This is a genomic window from Mucilaginibacter pineti (assembly GCF_900101875.1).
GTDB lineage: Bacteria > Bacteroidota > Bacteroidia > Sphingobacteriales > Sphingobacteriaceae > Mucilaginibacter > Mucilaginibacter pineti.
The window spans coordinates 146376-164410 of record NZ_FNAI01000012.1; the positions used below are offsets into that span (position 1 = coordinate 146376).

14 protein-coding genes are annotated in these 18035 nt (G+C 40.4%); 8 read left to right on the top strand and 6 right to left on the bottom strand.

Translation table 11 applies throughout. The features are described from left to right. The first annotated feature begins 155 nt into the window (after window positions 1–155). A complete protein-coding gene (locus tag BLS59_RS22835; protein ID WP_091152931.1) occupies window positions 156–1442 on the top strand; it encodes a citrate synthase in 1287 nt (428 codons plus the stop codon). Between the two features lie 297 nt (window positions 1443–1739). On the opposite strand, the gene BLS59_RS22840 is transcribed toward BLS59_RS22835, so the two are convergent. From BLS59_RS22840 to BLS59_RS22855, 4 genes are all read right to left on the bottom strand, one after another. Continuing rightward, entirely contained in the window at window positions 1740–2888 is a 1149-nt protein-coding gene (locus tag BLS59_RS22840) for a TlpA disulfide reductase family protein (protein WP_162842743.1), read from the bottom strand. 215 nt (window positions 2889–3103) lie between these two features. After that, complete coding sequence (locus tag BLS59_RS22845; protein ID WP_091152935.1) at window positions 3104–4132, bottom strand: SusE domain-containing protein; 1029 nt, start codon at window positions 4130–4132, stop codon at window positions 3104–3106. 78 nt (window positions 4133–4210) lie between these two features. Beyond that, window positions 4211–5812, bottom strand: coding sequence for a RagB/SusD family nutrient uptake outer membrane protein (locus tag BLS59_RS22850; protein ID WP_091152937.1), 1602 nt, complete (start codon window positions 5810–5812; stop codon window positions 4211–4213). An 18-nt stretch (window positions 5813–5830) separates the two neighbouring features. Beyond that, window positions 5831–8773 (bottom strand): SusC/RagA family TonB-linked outer membrane protein, encoded by a 2943-nt coding sequence (locus tag BLS59_RS22855; RefSeq protein WP_091152939.1) that lies wholly within the window; start codon window positions 8771–8773, stop codon window positions 5831–5833. Window positions 8774–9119: 346 nt separating this feature from the next. Here BLS59_RS22855 and BLS59_RS22860 point away from each other — a divergent pair, with 346 nt between their 5' ends. From BLS59_RS22860 to BLS59_RS22880, 5 genes are all read left to right on the top strand, one after another. Then, a complete protein-coding gene (locus BLS59_RS22860) occupies window positions 9120–10253 on the top strand; it encodes an alpha/beta hydrolase (protein ID WP_091152941.1) in 1134 nt (377 codons plus the stop codon). A 151-nt stretch (window positions 10254–10404) separates the two neighbouring features. Continuing rightward, on the top strand, window positions 10405–12297 hold the full coding sequence (locus tag BLS59_RS22865) for a RecQ family ATP-dependent DNA helicase (RefSeq protein WP_091152943.1): 1893 nt from the start codon (window positions 10405–10407) through the stop codon (window positions 12295–12297). A 148-nt stretch (window positions 12298–12445) separates the two neighbouring features. Then, window positions 12446–12814, top strand: coding sequence for a BlaI/MecI/CopY family transcriptional regulator (locus BLS59_RS22870; protein WP_091152945.1), 369 nt, complete (start codon window positions 12446–12448; stop codon window positions 12812–12814). Continuing rightward, the gene (locus BLS59_RS22875; RefSeq protein WP_091152947.1) at window positions 12811–14454 is read left to right on the top strand and encodes a M56 family metallopeptidase; all 1644 of its coding nucleotides are present in this window, start codon (window positions 12811–12813) and stop codon (window positions 14452–14454) included. Before BLS59_RS22870 ends, BLS59_RS22875 begins: the two co-directional genes overlap by 4 nt. A 313-nt stretch (window positions 14455–14767) precedes the next feature. Continuing rightward, complete coding sequence (locus tag BLS59_RS22880) at window positions 14768–15364, top strand: GIN domain-containing protein (RefSeq protein ID WP_091152949.1); 597 nt, start codon at window positions 14768–14770, stop codon at window positions 15362–15364. Window positions 15365–15531: 167 nt separating this feature from the next. On the opposite strand, the gene BLS59_RS22885 is transcribed toward BLS59_RS22880, so the two are convergent. After that, the gene (locus BLS59_RS22885) at window positions 15532–16050 is read right to left on the bottom strand and encodes a hypothetical protein (RefSeq protein ID WP_091152951.1); all 519 of its coding nucleotides are present in this window, start codon (window positions 16048–16050) and stop codon (window positions 15532–15534) included. A gap of 195 nt (window positions 16051–16245) precedes the next feature. Further along, window positions 16246–16488 (bottom strand): helix-turn-helix domain-containing protein, encoded by a 243-nt coding sequence (locus BLS59_RS22890; protein ID WP_091152953.1) that lies wholly within the window; start codon window positions 16486–16488, stop codon window positions 16246–16248. A gap of 220 nt (window positions 16489–16708) precedes the next feature. On the opposite strand from BLS59_RS22890, the gene BLS59_RS22895 reads away from it, so the two are divergent. Next, window positions 16709–17116 carry a hypothetical protein gene (locus BLS59_RS22895; RefSeq protein ID WP_091152956.1) on the top strand — a complete coding sequence of 136 codons (408 nt, stop codon included), beginning with the start codon at window positions 16709–16711 and terminating at the stop codon, window positions 17114–17116. Between the two features lie 230 nt (window positions 17117–17346). Continuing rightward, window positions 17347–17961, top strand: coding sequence for a GIN domain-containing protein (locus tag BLS59_RS22900; protein WP_091152958.1), 615 nt, complete (start codon window positions 17347–17349; stop codon window positions 17959–17961). Window positions 17962–18035: the final 74 nt, after the last annotated feature.

Genomic DNA, 18035 nt, shown 5'->3' on the forward strand with positions numbered 1-18035 from the left:
TACTTAGGGGTTTTTTAATAGTTTAGGGTTGTAAATTACGTATATAACTATAGTTTAATTAATAAATTTGCAGCTAAAATTTTACAAACTGTAAATATCTTAGCGGCTATTAATACGCAGATTTAATTACATTTGTTGCAGATACAAAAATTTCTATGTCGGAAACAGCACAGTTAAAAATTGGGGACAAAACATTTGACCTCCCGGTAATTGAAGGTACAGAAGGTGAAAAGGCGATTGATATTTCGAAGTTACGGGATCAAAGCGGATATGTTACGCTGGATATCGGCTACAAGAACACAGGGGCTACAAAAAGTGCCATCACGTTTTTAGACGGCGAGAAAGGCATCCTTAAATATCGCGGTTATTCTATAGAACAACTGGCCGAGAATGCCAGCTTTATTGAAGTAGTTCATTTGCTGATTTACGGCGATTTGCCAAACGAGGAGCAATTGACCGAGTTTCAGTATCAGATAAGCCGCCATACCTTGGTCCATGAGGATATGAAAAAGTTTTTTGATGGTTTTCCGTCAAAATCGCACCCTATGGGGCAACTTTCTTCATTAATTGGTGCCTTGGCTGCGTTTAACCCCGAATCGTTAAAGCAAGGCCTGTCAACCGAAGAAGTAAACCTGGAAATTATAAAACTCCTGGCTAAAATGAGTACCGTAGTATCATGGATCTACAAGAAATCATTAGGTCACCCGGTTGTTTATCCGCAAAACAAGTACGATTACGTTACCAACTTCCTGTACATGACATTTGCCGAGCGTACAGAAGATTATAAGGTAGATAGGGTAGTGGTTGATGTAATGAACAAATTACTGATCCTGCATGCCGATCATGAGCAAAACTGTTCAACCTCCACTGTACGTATTGTTGGTTCATCCGATGCTAATTTATATGCATCTATATCGGCAGGTATTTCTGCACTTTGGGGCCCGCTGCATGGCGGTGCTAACCAGGCAGTTATTGAAATGCTGGAGAAAATTAAGAACGATGGCGGCGATACCGATAAATGGATTGCTAAGGCGAAAGATAAAAATGATCCTTTCCGTTTAATGGGCTTCGGACACCGTGTATATAAAAACTTTGACCCAAGGGCCAAGATCATTAAAAAGGCCTGCGACGATATATTAGAAAAACTGGGCATCAATGATGAGGTACTGGAGATAGCTAAAAAGCTGGAAGAAGTAGCACTGAAAGATCCATACTTTGTAGAGCGTAAGCTTTATCCTAACGTTGACTTTTACTCGGGCATTATTTACCGTGCATTAGGTTTCCCTACAGAAATGTTCACCGTACTGTTTGCATTAGGCAGACTGCCAGGCTGGATTGCACAATGGAAAGAAATGAAAGAGAACAAAGAGCCTATCGGTCGCCCGCGCCAAATTTACACCGGCGATACTGATAAAGAATACGTTGAGCTGAAAGCAAGATAGTTCATTGGTTCATTACTCAGAAACTGTCTAAAGACGAAATTTATTCATTACCGTTGACTTTAGTCAACGGTAATAAAAGGTATTATTACGGGCTTTAGCCCAATTACCCAAGCGACATTTGGGCTAAAGCCCTCGTTTTCTACTCATTATTCCGTTGACTAAAGTCAACGGCAATGAATTTTATAGGATACTTAAATAATCCAAATCAAATTTAAACAGCTTCTAAACATCAGTAACATTAAACAAAAAGCGGTTGTACCTGTATAGGGCCAACCGCTTTTTGTTTAAACATTGTTCTTATTTGCTTGCTAATAATTCAACAAGTTTCTTTTCCATATCGCCATTCTGGCTAAAGCCTATTTCTTTCATGATGATTTTTCCGTCGGGGCTTATTAAAAAGGTTGTAGGAACGGCGGTTACACCAAAATACTTATGTGCTATGCTTTTATCGTCAATACCTTGTATCCAGGGAAGTTGTTGAGCTTTAAGTTCTTTGATCCAATCGGGCTTGTTTTTATCTATTGAAATGCTGTAGATCTCAAATTTATCGCCTTTAAACTTGCTATAAATTTCTTTCATATGCGGAAACGATTGCTTACAAGGGCCGCACCAGCTTGCCCAAAAATCAATTAGTATATATTTGCCTTTCAGATCTTTAAAGTTTACTGGCTTTCCTTGAGCATTGTTTAATGTAAAATCCGCAACTGGTTTACCCGTTTCCGACTTTTTAATCCCTTCCAGGTAATTAGTAATTTCTTTACCCTCATCTGATTGCTGCATGTTTTTAGGAAGCATATCAAACAGCCTTTTCAAATCGGCAGTATCAAAAGAGCCAACGCCGGTACCACTTAAAATAAAAATTGTAGCGTATGAATCGGGGTGACTTTTAATAAAGCTTTCCATTAATGCCGGCAATTTTTTGTTAATAAGTGTTTGCTGTTCTTTCATGTAAGCATCAAACTCGGGCGTTATTTTTCCGTCGGCCGGAAACGCCGGTATACTGCCGTGTTTTTTTTGCAGCTCGATATTAACATCGTTCATCAAAGTATTTTGCTGCGTGCTAAAGTCCTGAAAATCTTCGGCCGATTTTATACCTGTTATTTTACCGCTTGATACTCCTTCTTTAATATTTATATCTTTTATTTCTACGGTTCCGGGCCTGTCAACAAGTATTGGGAATATTCTTATGCCGCCGAGTTTTTTAAAGCTGTATTCATCATATAACAGCGGAATAAATGATTTTTCATAGGGGATAGTAAATTGAAAATGCCCATCTACAATTTCTGTCGAATCTGTAGCATGGCCTTTACCATACAGGTAAACTTTTTTATAGCCCTGCAAATCTCCATTTACATTGCCTTTTATAACCGTAGTTTCCTGTGCTCCCGCTAATTCATTAAGGCTGCATATAAACACAGCGGCAACTAATAACTTTTTCTTTATCATTGTATTATGTTTAATGTATATACAAATGTACATATAGAAAAATATTAGTGTTTGTTAAATCTTGTTAATGTTTTAGATGCAATTAGCCGATGAGGTAGTAACCTTGTTAAAGTTGGGGGCTGTAATAATATATACAGGCGAGGTAAAAACAAAAAAGCCCGCTGGTTTATACCAAACGGGCCTTCCAAATCAATCAAACGTTATCAATAAAACTCTTATAGTTTGGTGGATGTAAACGTGCCTGCATTAACATCAAGCACTATTTTATAGGTACCGGTAGCAGGAACGGTTATATCACCCCCACCCTGGGTAAGGGCATCTGTTGATCCGCCAAGGTTTACGTCCCATGCATGATCATACCTGAATTTCATGGCCAAACCCGGACCGGCAGTAAGCGCAAGCGTTACACTCCATGTTTTTGAAGTTTGGCTGTAGGTCATATCGGTATCGGTGTTCCAGCCGCCGGGGGTACCATTACCAACAATTCCCCAAACGTGCGGTGTAGCCGTGTAGGTGAGTGTATTTAAATCTACATGCAAAGCATAATAACCTGGGGCTGGTACTTTTAGGTTACCACCAGAAGTACTTAGTTTACCCGCACCGGCATCACCATAAGCCCCTGCAAAATCACTGGCTTTGGTAGGCGTGATCTTAAACTCAAGTGTTCCGCCTGCTGCAAAGCCAATAAAGCCGTCATAAACACCATCACTATTTGGCGATTTTAAGCTGTCGGCACTTGCCGGACTCCAGCCCTGGTAATCACCGGGTACATATACGTAGCTTACCGCTTTAAATGGTTTGGTTGTTAAAACCAATACATTTGAATAGGTAGGAGCAAGGTTGGCTGCTGCGGTTGATTTTACACGAACTTCAACATCAGTATTAACATCAAAGGATAGTTTTAAGCCTAATAAAACATCGTTTAAGCTCCCTACAGTAAAGCTTTTGGTTACTGTACTTACGGCAACTTCTTTTGGCGATGCAAAGTTATTTCCCTTAACATCCATTTGCAGGGTATAACTGATTGGGGCCGCATAGCCCGATACATTTGTGGCTTGCCAGTTAAATGTAACGGCTGCATCGGCTGCTGTTGGTTTTGTTAAAACGGGGGTTAAGTTATTGGCCGATAAGGTACCAACCTTGCCAACGTTTGTTACAACCTTTGTCTGATCCTTTTTACAGGACGACAGCAATAACAGACCTACGCCCGTAACTGCTAATATAATGGTTAAAAGCTTTTTCATTTTTTATTAATCAATTTTAATAATGTGTCTTTTTCTATATAAATAAACCGCAGGGTAGCCAGCTGCCCTGCAGCATAATTAATTTTTTGAGTAACCAGGATTTTGAACCAGGGTTGGATTGTTAACAATGTCAGTTGATGGGATAGGCATCAGGTTAAAGTTATCAGCAACGCTTATACCATCTTTAACACCACCTTTCCAGGCCCAGATGTAGCTGTCGCCAGTGAATTTACCAAAGCGGATAAGATCTGTTCTGCGGTGCATTTCAAATAAAAACTCGCGGCCTCTTTCGTCCAATATAAAATTGAGGTTTAAGTCTGCCGCTTTGATATTGCCAGTTGTGCTGCCATCATAAGCCCTTGTGCGTACTTTGTTAACATAAGTTAAAGCAGTACCCAAATCGCCGCCTGAACCGCCGCGTAACACTGCCTCTGCATAAATTAAATAAGCATCAGCTAAACGGAACATTGGGAAATCGGTATCAGGGAAGTTGCCGGATGGGTCTGAACCTACTTTGCCGTCAGATGTTACGTTTCTGAATTTTTGAATGGCATAACCATCGCCAAAAGCGTACTCATCATTGATCTCCAGGTTTTGGCCATCGGTAAAAAATACAGCTCTTTTATCGGTATTGCCACTGTTATCGGTAAACAAGCTAACATATTGCTTAGTGGTGCGGAAACCGGCCCAGCCGCCATTTATACCAAAATCTGCAGGTACCATTTTACCGCCAACGGGTGCATGTACCAGGTAGGTCATACCGCCGTAGCTTTGTGTATGCAGGCCATCAAATGTAATTGGGAAAATGATCTCGTTTGAGTTGTTATTATCTGCCAGGAACAGGTTTTTAAAGTGGGGCTCGAGTGAATAACCTGCGCTTAATACCTTGTTTACATATTTAATGGCATCGCTGCTTCTGTCTGTACCTGTGTATACTTTTGCGTTGATGTATAATTTAGCAAGCAGCATATAGGCAGCAGCTTTATCAACACGGCCGTATTCAAATTTCGGGGCGCCTAAGTCACCATCGATAGCTTGTAGTTCGCTTTCGATATATTTAAAAATGTCGGCGCGTGATTTTTGTTTAGGGAAAAACACTTCAACTTTATCAGTTTCGGTTATAAATGGTACCGAACCAAAAAGGTCAATAGCATGCCAGTAAGTAAGCGCTCTTAAAAAGCGAGCCTCGGCACGGAATTGTTTTGCCTGGGTTAAGTTATCGCCGGTGATGCCATTGCTGGCTAATTTATCATCGGTTGTTTGGCGTAAAAACTCATTATCCAAACTAATTATGTAAAAAATACGGTTGTACATGGCTGTAATGAACTCATTTTGTGAGTTCCAATTCATGTTGTGCAGGTTGTGGATGGTTCCGTCATTCCAAACAATGGCGGCTTCATCAGTTGTTAATTCCTGCATGTTAAAGTACTCACGCAGGTAGTTCGAAAAACCTTCGTCAATACCAGAAATATCCGGTTTACCAGCAGGCCCCTGCTGACCGCTCAGTGCAAATGACGAGTACAGTTTAGCTAATATGGGCTTGTAGTTGGCAAAGTTCTTGTAAGCGTCTGCAGTAATAATGGCGTTTTTAGGTGTCAGGTCCTTTTTACAGGAAGTAACACTAACCGATATACCTATCACTATGATAGTTAGCAGGTATATTAAACTTCTTTTTGTCATAATTAAAATATTTTATAGTTAAAATCCCAGGTTTAATCCAAGTGAATAAATCCTCGGACGTGGATAAAAATTATTGTCGATGCCGCTGCCTTCCGGATCAAGGCCAGTATAATTGGTTATTACAAATACGTTTTGAACATTAAATGATGCCCTTAAAGTATATGGTCCGCCTGTTTTTCCGAAAGTATATCCCAGGGTTGCATTATCCATACGAAGGAACGATGAGTTCTCTACATAATAATCTGAGTATAACTGGTACTGCGTAAAGTTGGTTTTTAATACGCTTGATGGCAGGTTAACTAAATATTTAGAGAATTTTAAACCAACATAGGCGGCATTAGCTGCGGCTTGCGCATTGTAAGTATAGTTACCCAAGCTTGCCCTTGCGCTAAAACCAAGGTTCCATCTCTTGTAGTTCACGTTTGAGTTAAGGCCCATAAACACCTTTGGATCTGTTTGTTTGTACAGATATTTGTCGTCGGTGGTAGTGCCGTTGTTGTTCCTGTCAACATATACACCTTCAAGCGGTATGCCGTTGTTATATACTTGCTGGTATACAAAAAATGCTCCTGGGTTTTGGCCTGCCTGCCATTGCTGTATGGTATTACCCACGCCGCCAGGTATAGCGCCTGTAGCTATCTTTTGGTTAGGGTCGCCGGTTAAAGAGATATTGGTGATAGTTCTTTTATTAAGCGACACATTGTAGCCGATATTCCAGTTAAGATCTTTTGAAGCTATAGCAGCAATGTTGGCATTAAATTCCAAGCCTTTGGTGGTAAGGTTACCCACATTAACGTATAGGTAATTGCTTAGGTTGGTTCCTGCAGCAATAGGTGCGTTAAGGAGCAGATCCTTTGTTTTTTTGTTGTAAACATCAATGCTACCGGTTAAACGACCATTAAAGAAGCCGTAATCTAAACCAAGATTGGTTGTAGCTGTTGATTCCCATTTAAGGTTAACGTTATAGCTATCGGCACGCAGGGTGTTAACAAAGCTACTGCCAAATTGGTATTGGGCCGATACGTTACTTGGGTCATACACCGCGAGGTATGGGAAATAGCTGGTTGGAAGATCCTGCTGCCCGGTGATACCGTAACTTGCCCTGATCTTTAAATCAGAAAGTACATCCACGCTCTTTAAAAAAGATTCTTCTTTGGCGCGCCATGCAAACGCAACCGACGGGAAGTAACCGTTTCTGTATTTTTCAGAGAAACGTGATGAACGATCGTCCCTGATGCTGGCAGTTAACAAATATTTATCATCAAAGGAGAAATTTGCACGGGCAAAAGGCGATTCGATGTAATACTGGCCAAAAGTTGGATCAACCAATGAATTTACAGGAGTTACTTTATCGCCTGTTTTTTCCTGGAAATTTTTTACGTAGGTATTATAGTATTGGTAGGAGTAACCAGCCTGTATATCGAAGTGGCTTTTTATATCCTTAAAGTCCTTGCTGTATTTCAGGTAATAATCGGTGTTGTAGGTATAGTTTTGGTTATAATAAGATGTATACGAGCCTTTTTGTGCAAATTTAGATGCAGCAGTAGCCGGGATAAGATTAGAGCCTTCGCCATTTGACAAATCGCCGCCGAAAGTTGCATTAGCTTGCAATTCCTTTAAAAACGGGAATATATAGGTTAAGCTTAAAGTTCCAATTCCGCGGGTGCTTTTACCCACCGCATTTTGCTCGTTTAGTAAACCAACAGGGTTACGCGGGGCAAGTGTGTTGGGGTTTCCACTATCAAGCCATTCAAAATAACCACCGAATTTTGTTTTATCATTAGAGTAAACAGATTGGGTAGGATCAAAGCTAACAGCCGAACCAATAACATCTGCAGCAAAATGACTTTCAGTATGTGCCCCTTTTAAGGTCAGGTCAACTTTAAGGTCGCCGTCCAAAAAGTCATGGTTGATATTGAACGTGGCTGTTGTTCTCTTCAGATTGTCTGTTTTAACAATACCATCCTGGTTTAAGAAACCAACCGACAAGCGATAGGGGATACCTTTAATACCGCCGGTAACGCTGATGTTATTATCATACGTATAAGCTTTACGGTAAATAAGGCTTTGCCAGTCGGTATTTGCTTTACCTAATAAGGCAACATGATCCGGGCTGTAAGTTTGTACCGCAGTTCTGAACTGATCGGCGTTTAATACGCTTACTTCTTTAGTGATCTCAGAAAGTGAGCTTAACGAGTTAAAGTTAACGCTCAGTTTACCGCTTTTACCTTTTTTGGTAGTAATGATGATTACACCATTTGATGCGCGTGAACCGTAAATAGCGGTTGCTGATGCATCTTTCAGGATGTTAAACGACTCAATATCATTTGGGTTGATAAGACTTAAAGGATTGGCTACACCGCTAATGGCGGTATTACTTAACGGTATACCATCAATAACAATAAGCGGATCATTACTGGCGCTTAGTGATGCGCCACCACGGATGCGGATGGTGCTACCTGAACCCGGTGCACCGCTGTTTGAGGTGATCTGCACACCGGCCACTTTACCGGTTATCAATTGCTCTGGTGTAGTAATGGGGCCCTGGTTAAAATCTTTAGCAGTTACAGATACAACTGAACCGGTAAGGTCTTTTTTCCGTTGGGTACCGTAACCCACAACCACAACCTCGTTAAGATTTTGATTGTCGGGTTTCAGGCCGAAGTTTAGCTCATTTACCCCGCTGCTTACACTAACCGCTTTCTTTATGGGCGTATAGCCTACAAATTTTGCAGTTACGGTAACGTTCCCGGTCTTTACGCCAGAAATGGTGTAGTTACCGTTTAAATCAGTGGTGGAGCCCATTGTAGTACCATCAATACTAACAGAAGCGCCGGGTAGGGGCTGATTTGTTTCGTCTAATACCTTACCTTTGATGCTTCCTGTTTGGGCAAATGCCATTACTGACATCATTAGAAAGGCACAAAGAAGAACGTACTTTTTTGAGTAATTTTTTCTCATTTACTTATTGGTTTGTGTGAATAAAAAAGGCAATTTTTTGCCGGCTTTAATTGGTCTTATATTTTTGCTGAAACAGCATGTGCCTAATTTACATTTAGAAATTATAAAAGCAAATTTTATATAAAAGATAATTTTGACCGAATTAATTAAGGTTGTATTAACTTATACGAAATTGGTTTGGAGAAAGTTTTTTTAACAATTTATACATATTTTCACTATAAATTTGCAAATTGACAAAGATTTGTAATAAGCAAAGTGTCTGTTTTACACAATTCGTAATTTTCCTAATACGTAACGGATTTCCGGGAACGTTCCCGGAAATTAACTGTTTATTGAACAATTAATAATGAGAAAAAAAAATATTTTCTGCGCGTTTTTGCTTTTTGGCCAAAGTTTTTTTGTTTTTTCACAGGTGAAAATCATCTTTAAAACACGCAAAATTGCAGCTCCAAAACAGCCCTCCGGACACCTGTTTTTGGCGGGTACTTTTAATGGCTGGAACCCGGCCGATAGCACCTGGCAATTGCAGCCCGACGGGGCAGGCAGCTACCTGCTTATGAAGGACATGCCCAAGGGTATCAGCACCTACAAAATAACCCGTGGCAGCTGGAACACAGTAGAGTGTACCTCAACTGGTAAAGGTGTTGATAACCGTACACTAAGCCTCCTTCATGATACCACCGTAACCCTATCTGTAGATGGCTGGCAGGATAGTTTTGCAGCCGTCGAAAAGAAGCATACGGCAACGACGCAGGTGCATATCATTAACGATAAGTTCGAGATGCCGCAGCTGGGCAGGCAGCGCAGGGTTTGGATCTGTTTGCCCGCAGGTTATGAATCATCGAAAAAACGCTACCCGGTAATTTACATGCACGACGGCCAAAACCTGTTTGATGAATACACCAGCGGCTACGGCGAGTGGGGGATTGATGAGTTCATGGAAAAGCTATCGCCCCAAGAACAATGTATAGTGGTAGGTATTGATCATGGCGGCGATTATCGCATAAGTGAATATGACCCCTATGATTCCAATTATGGCAAGGGCCGGGGAGATGATTATATTCAATTCTTAATAAAAAACCTGAAACCTTATATCGATGCGCATTATCATACCAAAACAGATGCCGCGCACACCGCTATTGCGGGCAGTTCAATGGGGGGCTTGATTTCGATGTACGCCGTGCTAAAATATCCAAAGGTATTTGGTAACGCCGGAGTATTTTCGCCGGCATTTTGGATAGCGCCCGATATTTACCAATTAGCTAAACAGCAGGCAATTACCAATAAAACCCGTTTTTACTTCGTTTGCGGCAGTGCCGAGGGCGAATATATGGTTACCTATATGCAAAAGATGGCCGATATTGTCCGCCAAAAAGGTGTGAGCACAAAAAACTCGCCCGTTGTAATCATAAAAGATGCCAGCCATAATGAAAAACAATGGAACGGCGATTTTCCTGATTTTTACAATTGGCTATTCTGAGGTCTGAGTTCGGGGATGTGAGTTCGGAGTTCTGGGGCTGGTGCAGGTCGTCAAACGTAAAATTAAAATCTTATTAAACATGGTATAGGCAAATGTTTAGTATTTTACGACTTTTGGCGCAGAACTCAGAACCCGCACCCCAGAACTCAGCATGACTATAGAGGGAATATTAAAACAGTATTGGAAACACGATAGCTTCAGGCCAATGCAGGCCGAGATCATTAAATCCGTTCTGTTGGGTCATGATACATTGGCATTGCTGCCTACGGGCGGGGGTAAATCTGTTTGTTTCCAGGTGCCCGCGCTGGCTAAGGAAGGGATTTGTATAGTAATATCGCCCCTTATTGCGTTAATGAAAGATCAGGTTGAAAACCTGAAAGAGAAAGGCATCAATGCGGTGGCCATAGTATCGGGCATGGGTAGGCGGGAGATTGACCTGGCGCTGGATAACTGTATTTATGGCACCGTAAAGTTCCTGTATCTATCGCCCGAGCGTTTATTGAGCGAGCTGGTACGCGAGCGTATCAAGTACATGAAAGTGAACCTTATAGCTATTGATGAGGCGCACTGTATCTCGCAATGGGGTTATGATTTTCGTCCGCCATACCTGCATATTGCCGATCTGCGGGAGTTGCATCCCGAGGTGCCCGTTTTAGCCCTCACCGCCACCGCCACGGCCGAGGTTAAGGAAGATATTCAGCAAAAGCTTCAGTTTAAAAACGGTGTTGTTTACCAGCAAAGTTTCGAGCGCCGCAACATCAGCTATGTAGTGCAATATGCCGAAAACAAATTTCGCCGGATGCTGGACATCGCACGCGGGGTAAAGGGCAGCGGTATAGTATATGTACGCAGCCGTAAGGACGCCTCCGAAATTGCCAAATATTACAACGAGAACGGCATCCGGGCCGATTATTATCATGCTGGGCTGCCTATGGATATTCGTGCCGAACGGCAGGAAAGCTGGAAAAATAACCGCACGCAGGTAATTGTTGCCACCAATGCTTTTGGAATGGGGATAGACAAGCCCGACGTTAGGTTTGTGATTCACAAGGATATGCCCGAAAGCCTGGAGGCCTATTACCAGGAAGCCGGCAGAGGAGGTCGCGATGAAAACAAAGCATACGGTATTTTGCTGTATACCCCGGCCGACAGGCTCAGGCAGGAAAAGATGTTTGAGCTGAATTTCCCATCGGTAGATGAGATTAAGCATATTTATCATTGCCTGGCTAACTACTACCAACTGGCCTACGATGCAGGCGAAGGCTTGAGCTTTGATCTCGATCTGGCTGATTTTTGCAGCAGGTTTAAGGTAGATGCTATAAAAACGCTCAATGCACTCAAGTTTTTGGAGAAGGACGAATACCTGTCGTTCAACGAAAGTGTGTTTTTGCCATCGCGTTTCAGGTTTGAGGTAGTTAACGAGGTGCTGTATAATTTCCAGATCCAGAATGCCGGTTGGGACCCATTTATTAAAACCTTGCTTCGCTCATACGGTGGTTCGTTTGAAAATTATGTACGTATTAAGGAGTACGACCTTTCACGCCGTACAAACCTGAACGTTCAGCAGGTGGTGGATGGATTGCTGCAACTGCAGGAATTTGGCCTTATCAGCTATATGCAGCAAACAGACCAGCCGCAGGTTACTTATTTAAAGGCAAGACAACACCCCAGTCGCCTGTTTATCAACAAAAAATATATTGAAGAACGTAAGGAAACCTACCGCATAAAAATGGAGGCCGTTTTTGCCTATGCTATCCACAAAAAATGCCGCAGTCAAATGTTGCTGGCTTATTTCGACGAGCCCAACGCTCGTAAATGCGGCATTTGTGATATCTGTCTGGAAGAAAAACGACAGAAAAACGCCGATGAGATCTTCGATAATATCACCAACGAGATTGTGCAGCTGCTCTCGATATCAACCCCCGATATTGGCGTGCTGGTAACTGGCATCAACATCGGTACCGAAAAAGATAAAATGGAAACCATCCGCCTGCTGCTTGATGCCGGGAAAATAAAAACGGACGGCGAGAAGTATTACCTATAGGTCATTAGGTCATTGAGTCATTATTTTATTGAGATAGTATATTTGTGAGAATAACGTTTTTATATACTTTTATTCTTTATAACTGCAAAATAAGTTATAAAACTTAAAATTTAGTTGTATAACTGAAAATTAAGTTTTAGATTTGATTATGGAAGAATTAACAAAGACAGAAGAGCGTGTAATGCAGGTTATATGGCAGTTAAAAACCTGTTTTGTAAAGGATATTATTGAGGCCTTGCCTGATGACCCTAAGCCCCCTTATAATACCATATCATCCGTTGTAAGGCTCCTGGAGAAAAAGGGTTACCTGGATTATAAGGCGTACGGTAAAACCTATGAATACTTCCCTAAAATTTCAAAGACCGACTATCGTAAAACGTTTTTCGCCAGGTTTTTTGCCGGATATTTTGATAACTCGGCCGAAAGCCTGCTATCATTTATGGTAAAGGAAGAAAAACTAAGTGAGGATGATATTAATAAGCTAAAGGCCATTATTAATAAAAATCAGGAATTATGAACGCAATGATCTATCTGGCGCAGGTATCGGCATGTACCGGTATTTTTTATATGTTTTATTATGTGCTGTTGCGCAGGCTTACTTTTTTTACAATTAACAGGTGGTATTTGCTGCTTACTTTGCTGTTAAGTTTTATTATCCCTGTACTAAAAATTAAGTTAGATGAGCAGCCGCACTATGTTGAGGCGGTAAAGCAGGCGGTATATGTAAATACCATATATGTAATTGTGCAGGGGCAGGCTATTAACAAACCCTTGCCAAATGCGGTAATTCCTCATACTGTTAACTGGATAAACCTGCTAAGGCTGTTGTACTTTACCATTACAACGGGCTTGTTTGTGCATTTGCTGATTATTGTAACGGTTTTCTTTAAGCGGCTTAAAGGTAAGGCGGGTACCAAAATAGGGAATGTACATATTTTAAACGCGCATAAAACGCAGGGCAACGGGTCGTTTTTAAACTATATTTTTTTAAATGAAGATAACCTAACCCATGACGAGTTGCAGCAAATTATAGCCCATGAAATGCTGCATGTTAAGCTGTATCACTCCGTCGATAGGATTATTGTAAAGATTGTACACATCATACTTTGGTTTAACCCATTTGTTTATTTGTACGGCAGGGCAATTACAGCCAATCATGAATTTGAAGTTGATAAAAAGGTTGCTTCCAAAACCGACAGACAGTTTTATGCCAGTTTGCTCCTAAACCTCGCTGTTAACAAGCCTGCTGGGCTTTATAATGGGTTTAGCAATGTGCCTGTTACAAGGCGTATCCACATGTTATTTAATAAACCTTCAACAAATATGAAAAAAGTAGTTTACCTGCTGGCCATACCCGTGGTAATGATCAGCTGCCTGGCTTTTGCAGGCATTAAAAGCAAAATTAGTAGTGTAGTTAAAAGGCAGCAGCAAAAGCAGGAGATCACCTATCGCCAAAAGGTCAATGCAAAGCAAAAAACACAGCGCGATAGCATGGATGCCTACCGTAAGACGGATGATTTTAAAAATAAAATGGCTTTGCTGGGCCAGATATGGAATAAAGAAATCAATGTTGAAGTAAAAGACATTTTAAAGAACAAAACCACCGGGAAGACAAGAGGCTTTTTAATTGCTTATGATAACCGGGAATATGAAATGTCAACTTTTTACGGACAAGAGAAACAACTGAACGGGCAGCTTAATATCGGCGATAATATTACCTTAAAAGTACGCGGCGGGTCGTTTAGTAAAGATAAGGGGATAGATGTTACGCCGGCTTATGTAATAAAAAATGGTGTCAAAATATTTCAATTAGTTGAGGCGTTGCCTTTACCCAAATATGCATTTTTATACGAGGCAAACAAAGTGCGCTTTACCAGCGGCCAGGTAACCCACATAGTGAAATTTGATAACGGTAAATGGAAAAGCGCTGTACTTGAAACGGTGAACGGTTACAAATTTAACCTCCGCTTTAAACAAAACGCCCCCGCTTTTGCCGACCTGGAATGGGGAGATCATGTAACCCTGCGCTTTGTGCATGAAGTTAAGACCGGTGATAAAGACTATAATGTTAATGACTGGGTTTCCATAAGCAAAGACGAGAAAGACTACGGTTTTAAGAACCCCGATCTGTTCAATAAATTTTATGAGCGCGGCTAAACAGCCTTAGCAATATCCTTATATTTTGATTTAAGCCGGTTTGTAAAAGCAAACCGGCTTATTTATTGGTATTAAGTATCCGCATCTAACCCTGTAACTCGCTCTCGCAGCCCGATCCCAGCACCTCAATCCCCGCTCTTGGCACAAAATTTATTCCTCATTTCACCGGGAAAAATATCCCCTTTACCGACTAAAAACCGCCGTACAACTAATACCCCCAAAACGGCTGTAACGTTTATTAATTGAGATCGTCATATGTGTGTATTTAAAAACAACAATAAATTAATCAACTGACAATCAAAATATTAATATCATGAAAACTAACCTAATCGCCATCTTCACTGTAATTGTTATAGTACTTGGCATCTCAACTTCAACCTACGCAACTATAGATAATAATGCTAAAGGCATCGTTTTAACAGACATCACCAAAATCAATAAAATTGAGGTTTACGGAAACGTTGAACTTTACATTTCAAATGGCCCTGCCGACCAAGTGAAGGTTTACAATCGCTACTATGCCGAAAGCGCATTGGTTCAGTCACAAAAAGGTGTGTTACGCATCTCATCATACAAAACCGAAAAATTGGTAGTATGGGTTACTGTAAACGAACTTTCATCTATCACTGCTTATGATAACGCCGATGTTAAATCATTCGGTAAGCTTTCAAGCATCGATCTGGACGTGAAATTGTACAATAACGCATCTGCTAACCTTAACCTTGATGCTTTTGCTACCCACATTACCATGAATGACCGCGCAAAAGCCAACCTGAGCGGTGATGTAGCCCAGTACAATGTTACCCGCAGCATGGCTTCAAGCTTAAACAGAACCAACCTTACCGTTACCGACCGTGAAAACGATGCCGTGAGCGACAGGGCTAAAACAGCAGAGTACGCCGGTTTATAATCAAGCAATTGTCAAATACCCTATATATCAAGAGCCACCTTCGGGTGGCTTTTTTTGTTTAGTGACAATAGTGAACGTTATCGCTGCAAGTGTTAGGTAATAATAAAATGGAGCTAATGCTTTTGCGTTAACTCCATTTGATTATTTAAATATGTAAATCGCTTATATTATTGTTTCGTAAGCGTAAGGTTGAATTTTCCGTTAGTGATAGCTTTCTTTTTTGTAGTGCCATTAGCTCCCGTTAGGTAAACCAGATTGCCTTTAAATGTACCCTTAACTGTAGTTGAAGTTACTGAGGTGATGGTTAAACTTGCTGGGTTAGTTTGGTCGTTGTCGTCGCTAAAATAGCGTTCATCGTCGCTTACAAAATAGGCTAAAAGCGGTTTGTCCTCGTCGTTGCTGGCGCCGTTTGAATATGTTTTTCCGGCTACAGGTGTGCCGCTTATAATAATTGACATGCTGGTTTTGTTTTCGGCGGTACCTTCTAAACTGGTAAAGTTAGCACCATTTATACTTACTTGAGCTGCTATAGCACCGGTATTAAAATTTGTAGCGGTACCATCTACACTTGCCGAAATTGTAGCCAAAGGGGTATTGTCCTCATCCTTCTTATCCTTTTTACATGAATTTAAGGTTACAACACCAAATACGAATGATAGCAGGATTAGTGATTTAATTGATCTCATTGTTACTGATAAAATTTAGGGTGATTTTAAAAATGTTAATAATACCGCAAATATTGGCATAAAAACTTACAATAATGTAAATTATATATTATGTTATTTGAATATTATGTCTTGTGAATGTATTTACTATTGAAATAAATACGAAGGTTTAGCAGGCGTTTAGTTTCACCATCAGCATCTTATTAATATAGGTGCTTAAGCCGCATCGGCCGTTTCTCCTTTTAGCAGGTTGGATGGTTCAAGATCCAGGATCTGGCAGATCTTTAAAAATCTATCGAGCGAGAGCTTAACATAACCCAGTTCAATTTTGCTGTAGCTGTTTTGCGAGATCTTTAGTTTTGCCGCCAGGTACTCCTGGGTATAAAATAATGCTTCACGCGCATGCCTTATGTTTACGGCAACATTTTCAACCTTATAATTTTGTAAATTTTGGTGCATAACAATTAATGCTGGTAGATAATTGATGATTATTCAAATAGCGATAAGGAAATTGATAGTCAATGAAATAAGTAATTCTGTTGATTTTTGTTTTAATTCATTTTATTCAAATTGATATTAATAATTTGAATAAAACATTTATTGTAATCCCACCAATTAAAAAATGAAAACCTATCCCGCTATCAAAGGTTATTGATAATGTAATAACTAAAAAAAGGATATGCTGCGCACTTATTATAGGATATGGATTGATGCCATTGTAATACAAAAAAAATCAAAAAGCGAAAGCGGCAGCTGGAAGCTGCTTACCATCATCCCAATCTCTGTATTGCAAGGGCTCAATTTGCTAACTCTTCTTTTTATAATCCGTTGGATAAGTAATGGCAGTACACCTATAGTGTTATCATTAAATATCTCCGGTTTTCGGGCTATTAATACTTTTTTGGGTGGCGCGCTTATATTCTTTGTATTCTTTGTTATATTAAATTACCTGCTTATTTTTAATAACAACCGATACCAAAACCTGCTTCGCATTTATACTGATAGTAAAGGCAGGCTTTATCGTAACTACGCGTTAATAACGGTAGGTATTATAGTTGTGCCCATGCTGTTAAAGCTGGTATTCTAAAAGTGAATAGTCTTCAATGACAACTCAAATGGCTGTTCACCTATAATTTTGCCTTTCTTCTCAAAAAATAATTACGGTATTCACCGATATAAACACGCTGTTCGCCGATGAAATAGGGGTGTACATCTAATTTACCCAAAACTGCTGTAACGTTTTAAAAACGGGGGCGTCTTATCAGTGTATTTAAAAAATAGGGAATACAATTAATTGACAATCAAAATATTAATATCATGAAATCAACATTATTTACCATCATCACTTCAATAGTTTTAGTAGGTGGCTTAACAAACTCAACATTCGCAACTACAAATAATAACAATGCAGCCGTTGTGGCAACCGTTTTAAATGATGTAAAAGGCATCAACAAAATCGAGATCCGTGGTAACGTGCAACTTTATGTTTCTGCCGGTCAAACAGACCAGGTTAAAGTTTACAACCGTTACTATGGCGAAAGCGCCCTGGTTCAAAACCAAAAAGGTGTATTGCGCATCACTTCATACAAAGCCGAAAAACTGGTAGTATGGGTTACAGCTAACGATTTGCGCGCTATCACCGCTTATGATAACTCCGAAGTAAAATCATTCGGTAACTTATCAATCATTGATTTGGATGTTAACCTGCACAACAATGCTACAGCTAATCTTAACCTTGATGCTTACAACGCTAACATTAACGTTACCGATCATGCAAAAATTGAGCTTAGCGGTACTGCAACCCAATACAACCTTAACCACAATGCTCAATCAAGTGTAAACAGCAACAAATTTGTAGCAACCAATTACACAGACAAGCTTACAAATGGCACTGCCGTAATAAAAGAAAACGACGAGCTGGCAGGCTTATAATTCAACTTTTGCAAAAGTCCATCATATATTCTGAAAGAAGCTATCGCACAATGCGGTAGCTTTTTTTATTTTTG

What these genes read in the sequence shown, in the direction of transcription:
- BLS59_RS22835 (WP_091152931.1), top strand. Translation starts at nt 156, where the DNA reads ATGTCGGAAACAGCACAGTTAAAAATTGGGGACAAAACATTTGACCTC.
- BLS59_RS22840 (WP_162842743.1), bottom strand. Translation starts at nt 2,888, where the DNA reads ATGATAAAGAAAAAGTTATTAGTTGCCGCTGTGTTTATATGCAGCCTT.
- BLS59_RS22845 (WP_091152935.1), bottom strand. Translation starts at nt 4,132, where the DNA reads ATGAAAAAGCTTTTAACCATTATATTAGCAGTTACGGGCGTAGGTCTG.
- BLS59_RS22850 (WP_091152937.1), bottom strand. Translation starts at nt 5,812, where the DNA reads ATGACAAAAAGAAGTTTAATATACCTGCTAACTATCATAGTGATAGGT.
- BLS59_RS22855 (WP_091152939.1), bottom strand. Translation starts at nt 8,773, where the DNA reads ATGAGAAAAAATTACTCAAAAAAGTACGTTCTTCTTTGTGCCTTTCTA.
- BLS59_RS22860 (WP_091152941.1), top strand. Translation starts at nt 9,120, where the DNA reads ATGAGAAAAAAAAATATTTTCTGCGCGTTTTTGCTTTTTGGCCAAAGT.
- BLS59_RS22865 (WP_091152943.1), top strand. Translation starts at nt 10,405, where the DNA reads ATGACTATAGAGGGAATATTAAAACAGTATTGGAAACACGATAGCTTC.
- BLS59_RS22870 (WP_091152945.1), top strand. Translation starts at nt 12,446, where the DNA reads ATGGAAGAATTAACAAAGACAGAAGAGCGTGTAATGCAGGTTATATGG.
- BLS59_RS22875 (WP_091152947.1), top strand. Translation starts at nt 12,811, where the DNA reads ATGAACGCAATGATCTATCTGGCGCAGGTATCGGCATGTACCGGTATT.
- BLS59_RS22880 (WP_091152949.1), top strand. Translation starts at nt 14,768, where the DNA reads ATGAAAACTAACCTAATCGCCATCTTCACTGTAATTGTTATAGTACTT.
- BLS59_RS22885 (WP_091152951.1), bottom strand. Translation starts at nt 16,050, where the DNA reads ATGAGATCAATTAAATCACTAATCCTGCTATCATTCGTATTTGGTGTT.
- BLS59_RS22890 (WP_091152953.1), bottom strand. Translation starts at nt 16,488, where the DNA reads ATGCACCAAAATTTACAAAATTATAAGGTTGAAAATGTTGCCGTAAAC.
- BLS59_RS22895 (WP_091152956.1), top strand. Translation starts at nt 16,709, where the DNA reads ATGCTGCGCACTTATTATAGGATATGGATTGATGCCATTGTAATACAA.
- BLS59_RS22900 (WP_091152958.1), top strand. Translation starts at nt 17,347, where the DNA reads ATGAAATCAACATTATTTACCATCATCACTTCAATAGTTTTAGTAGGT.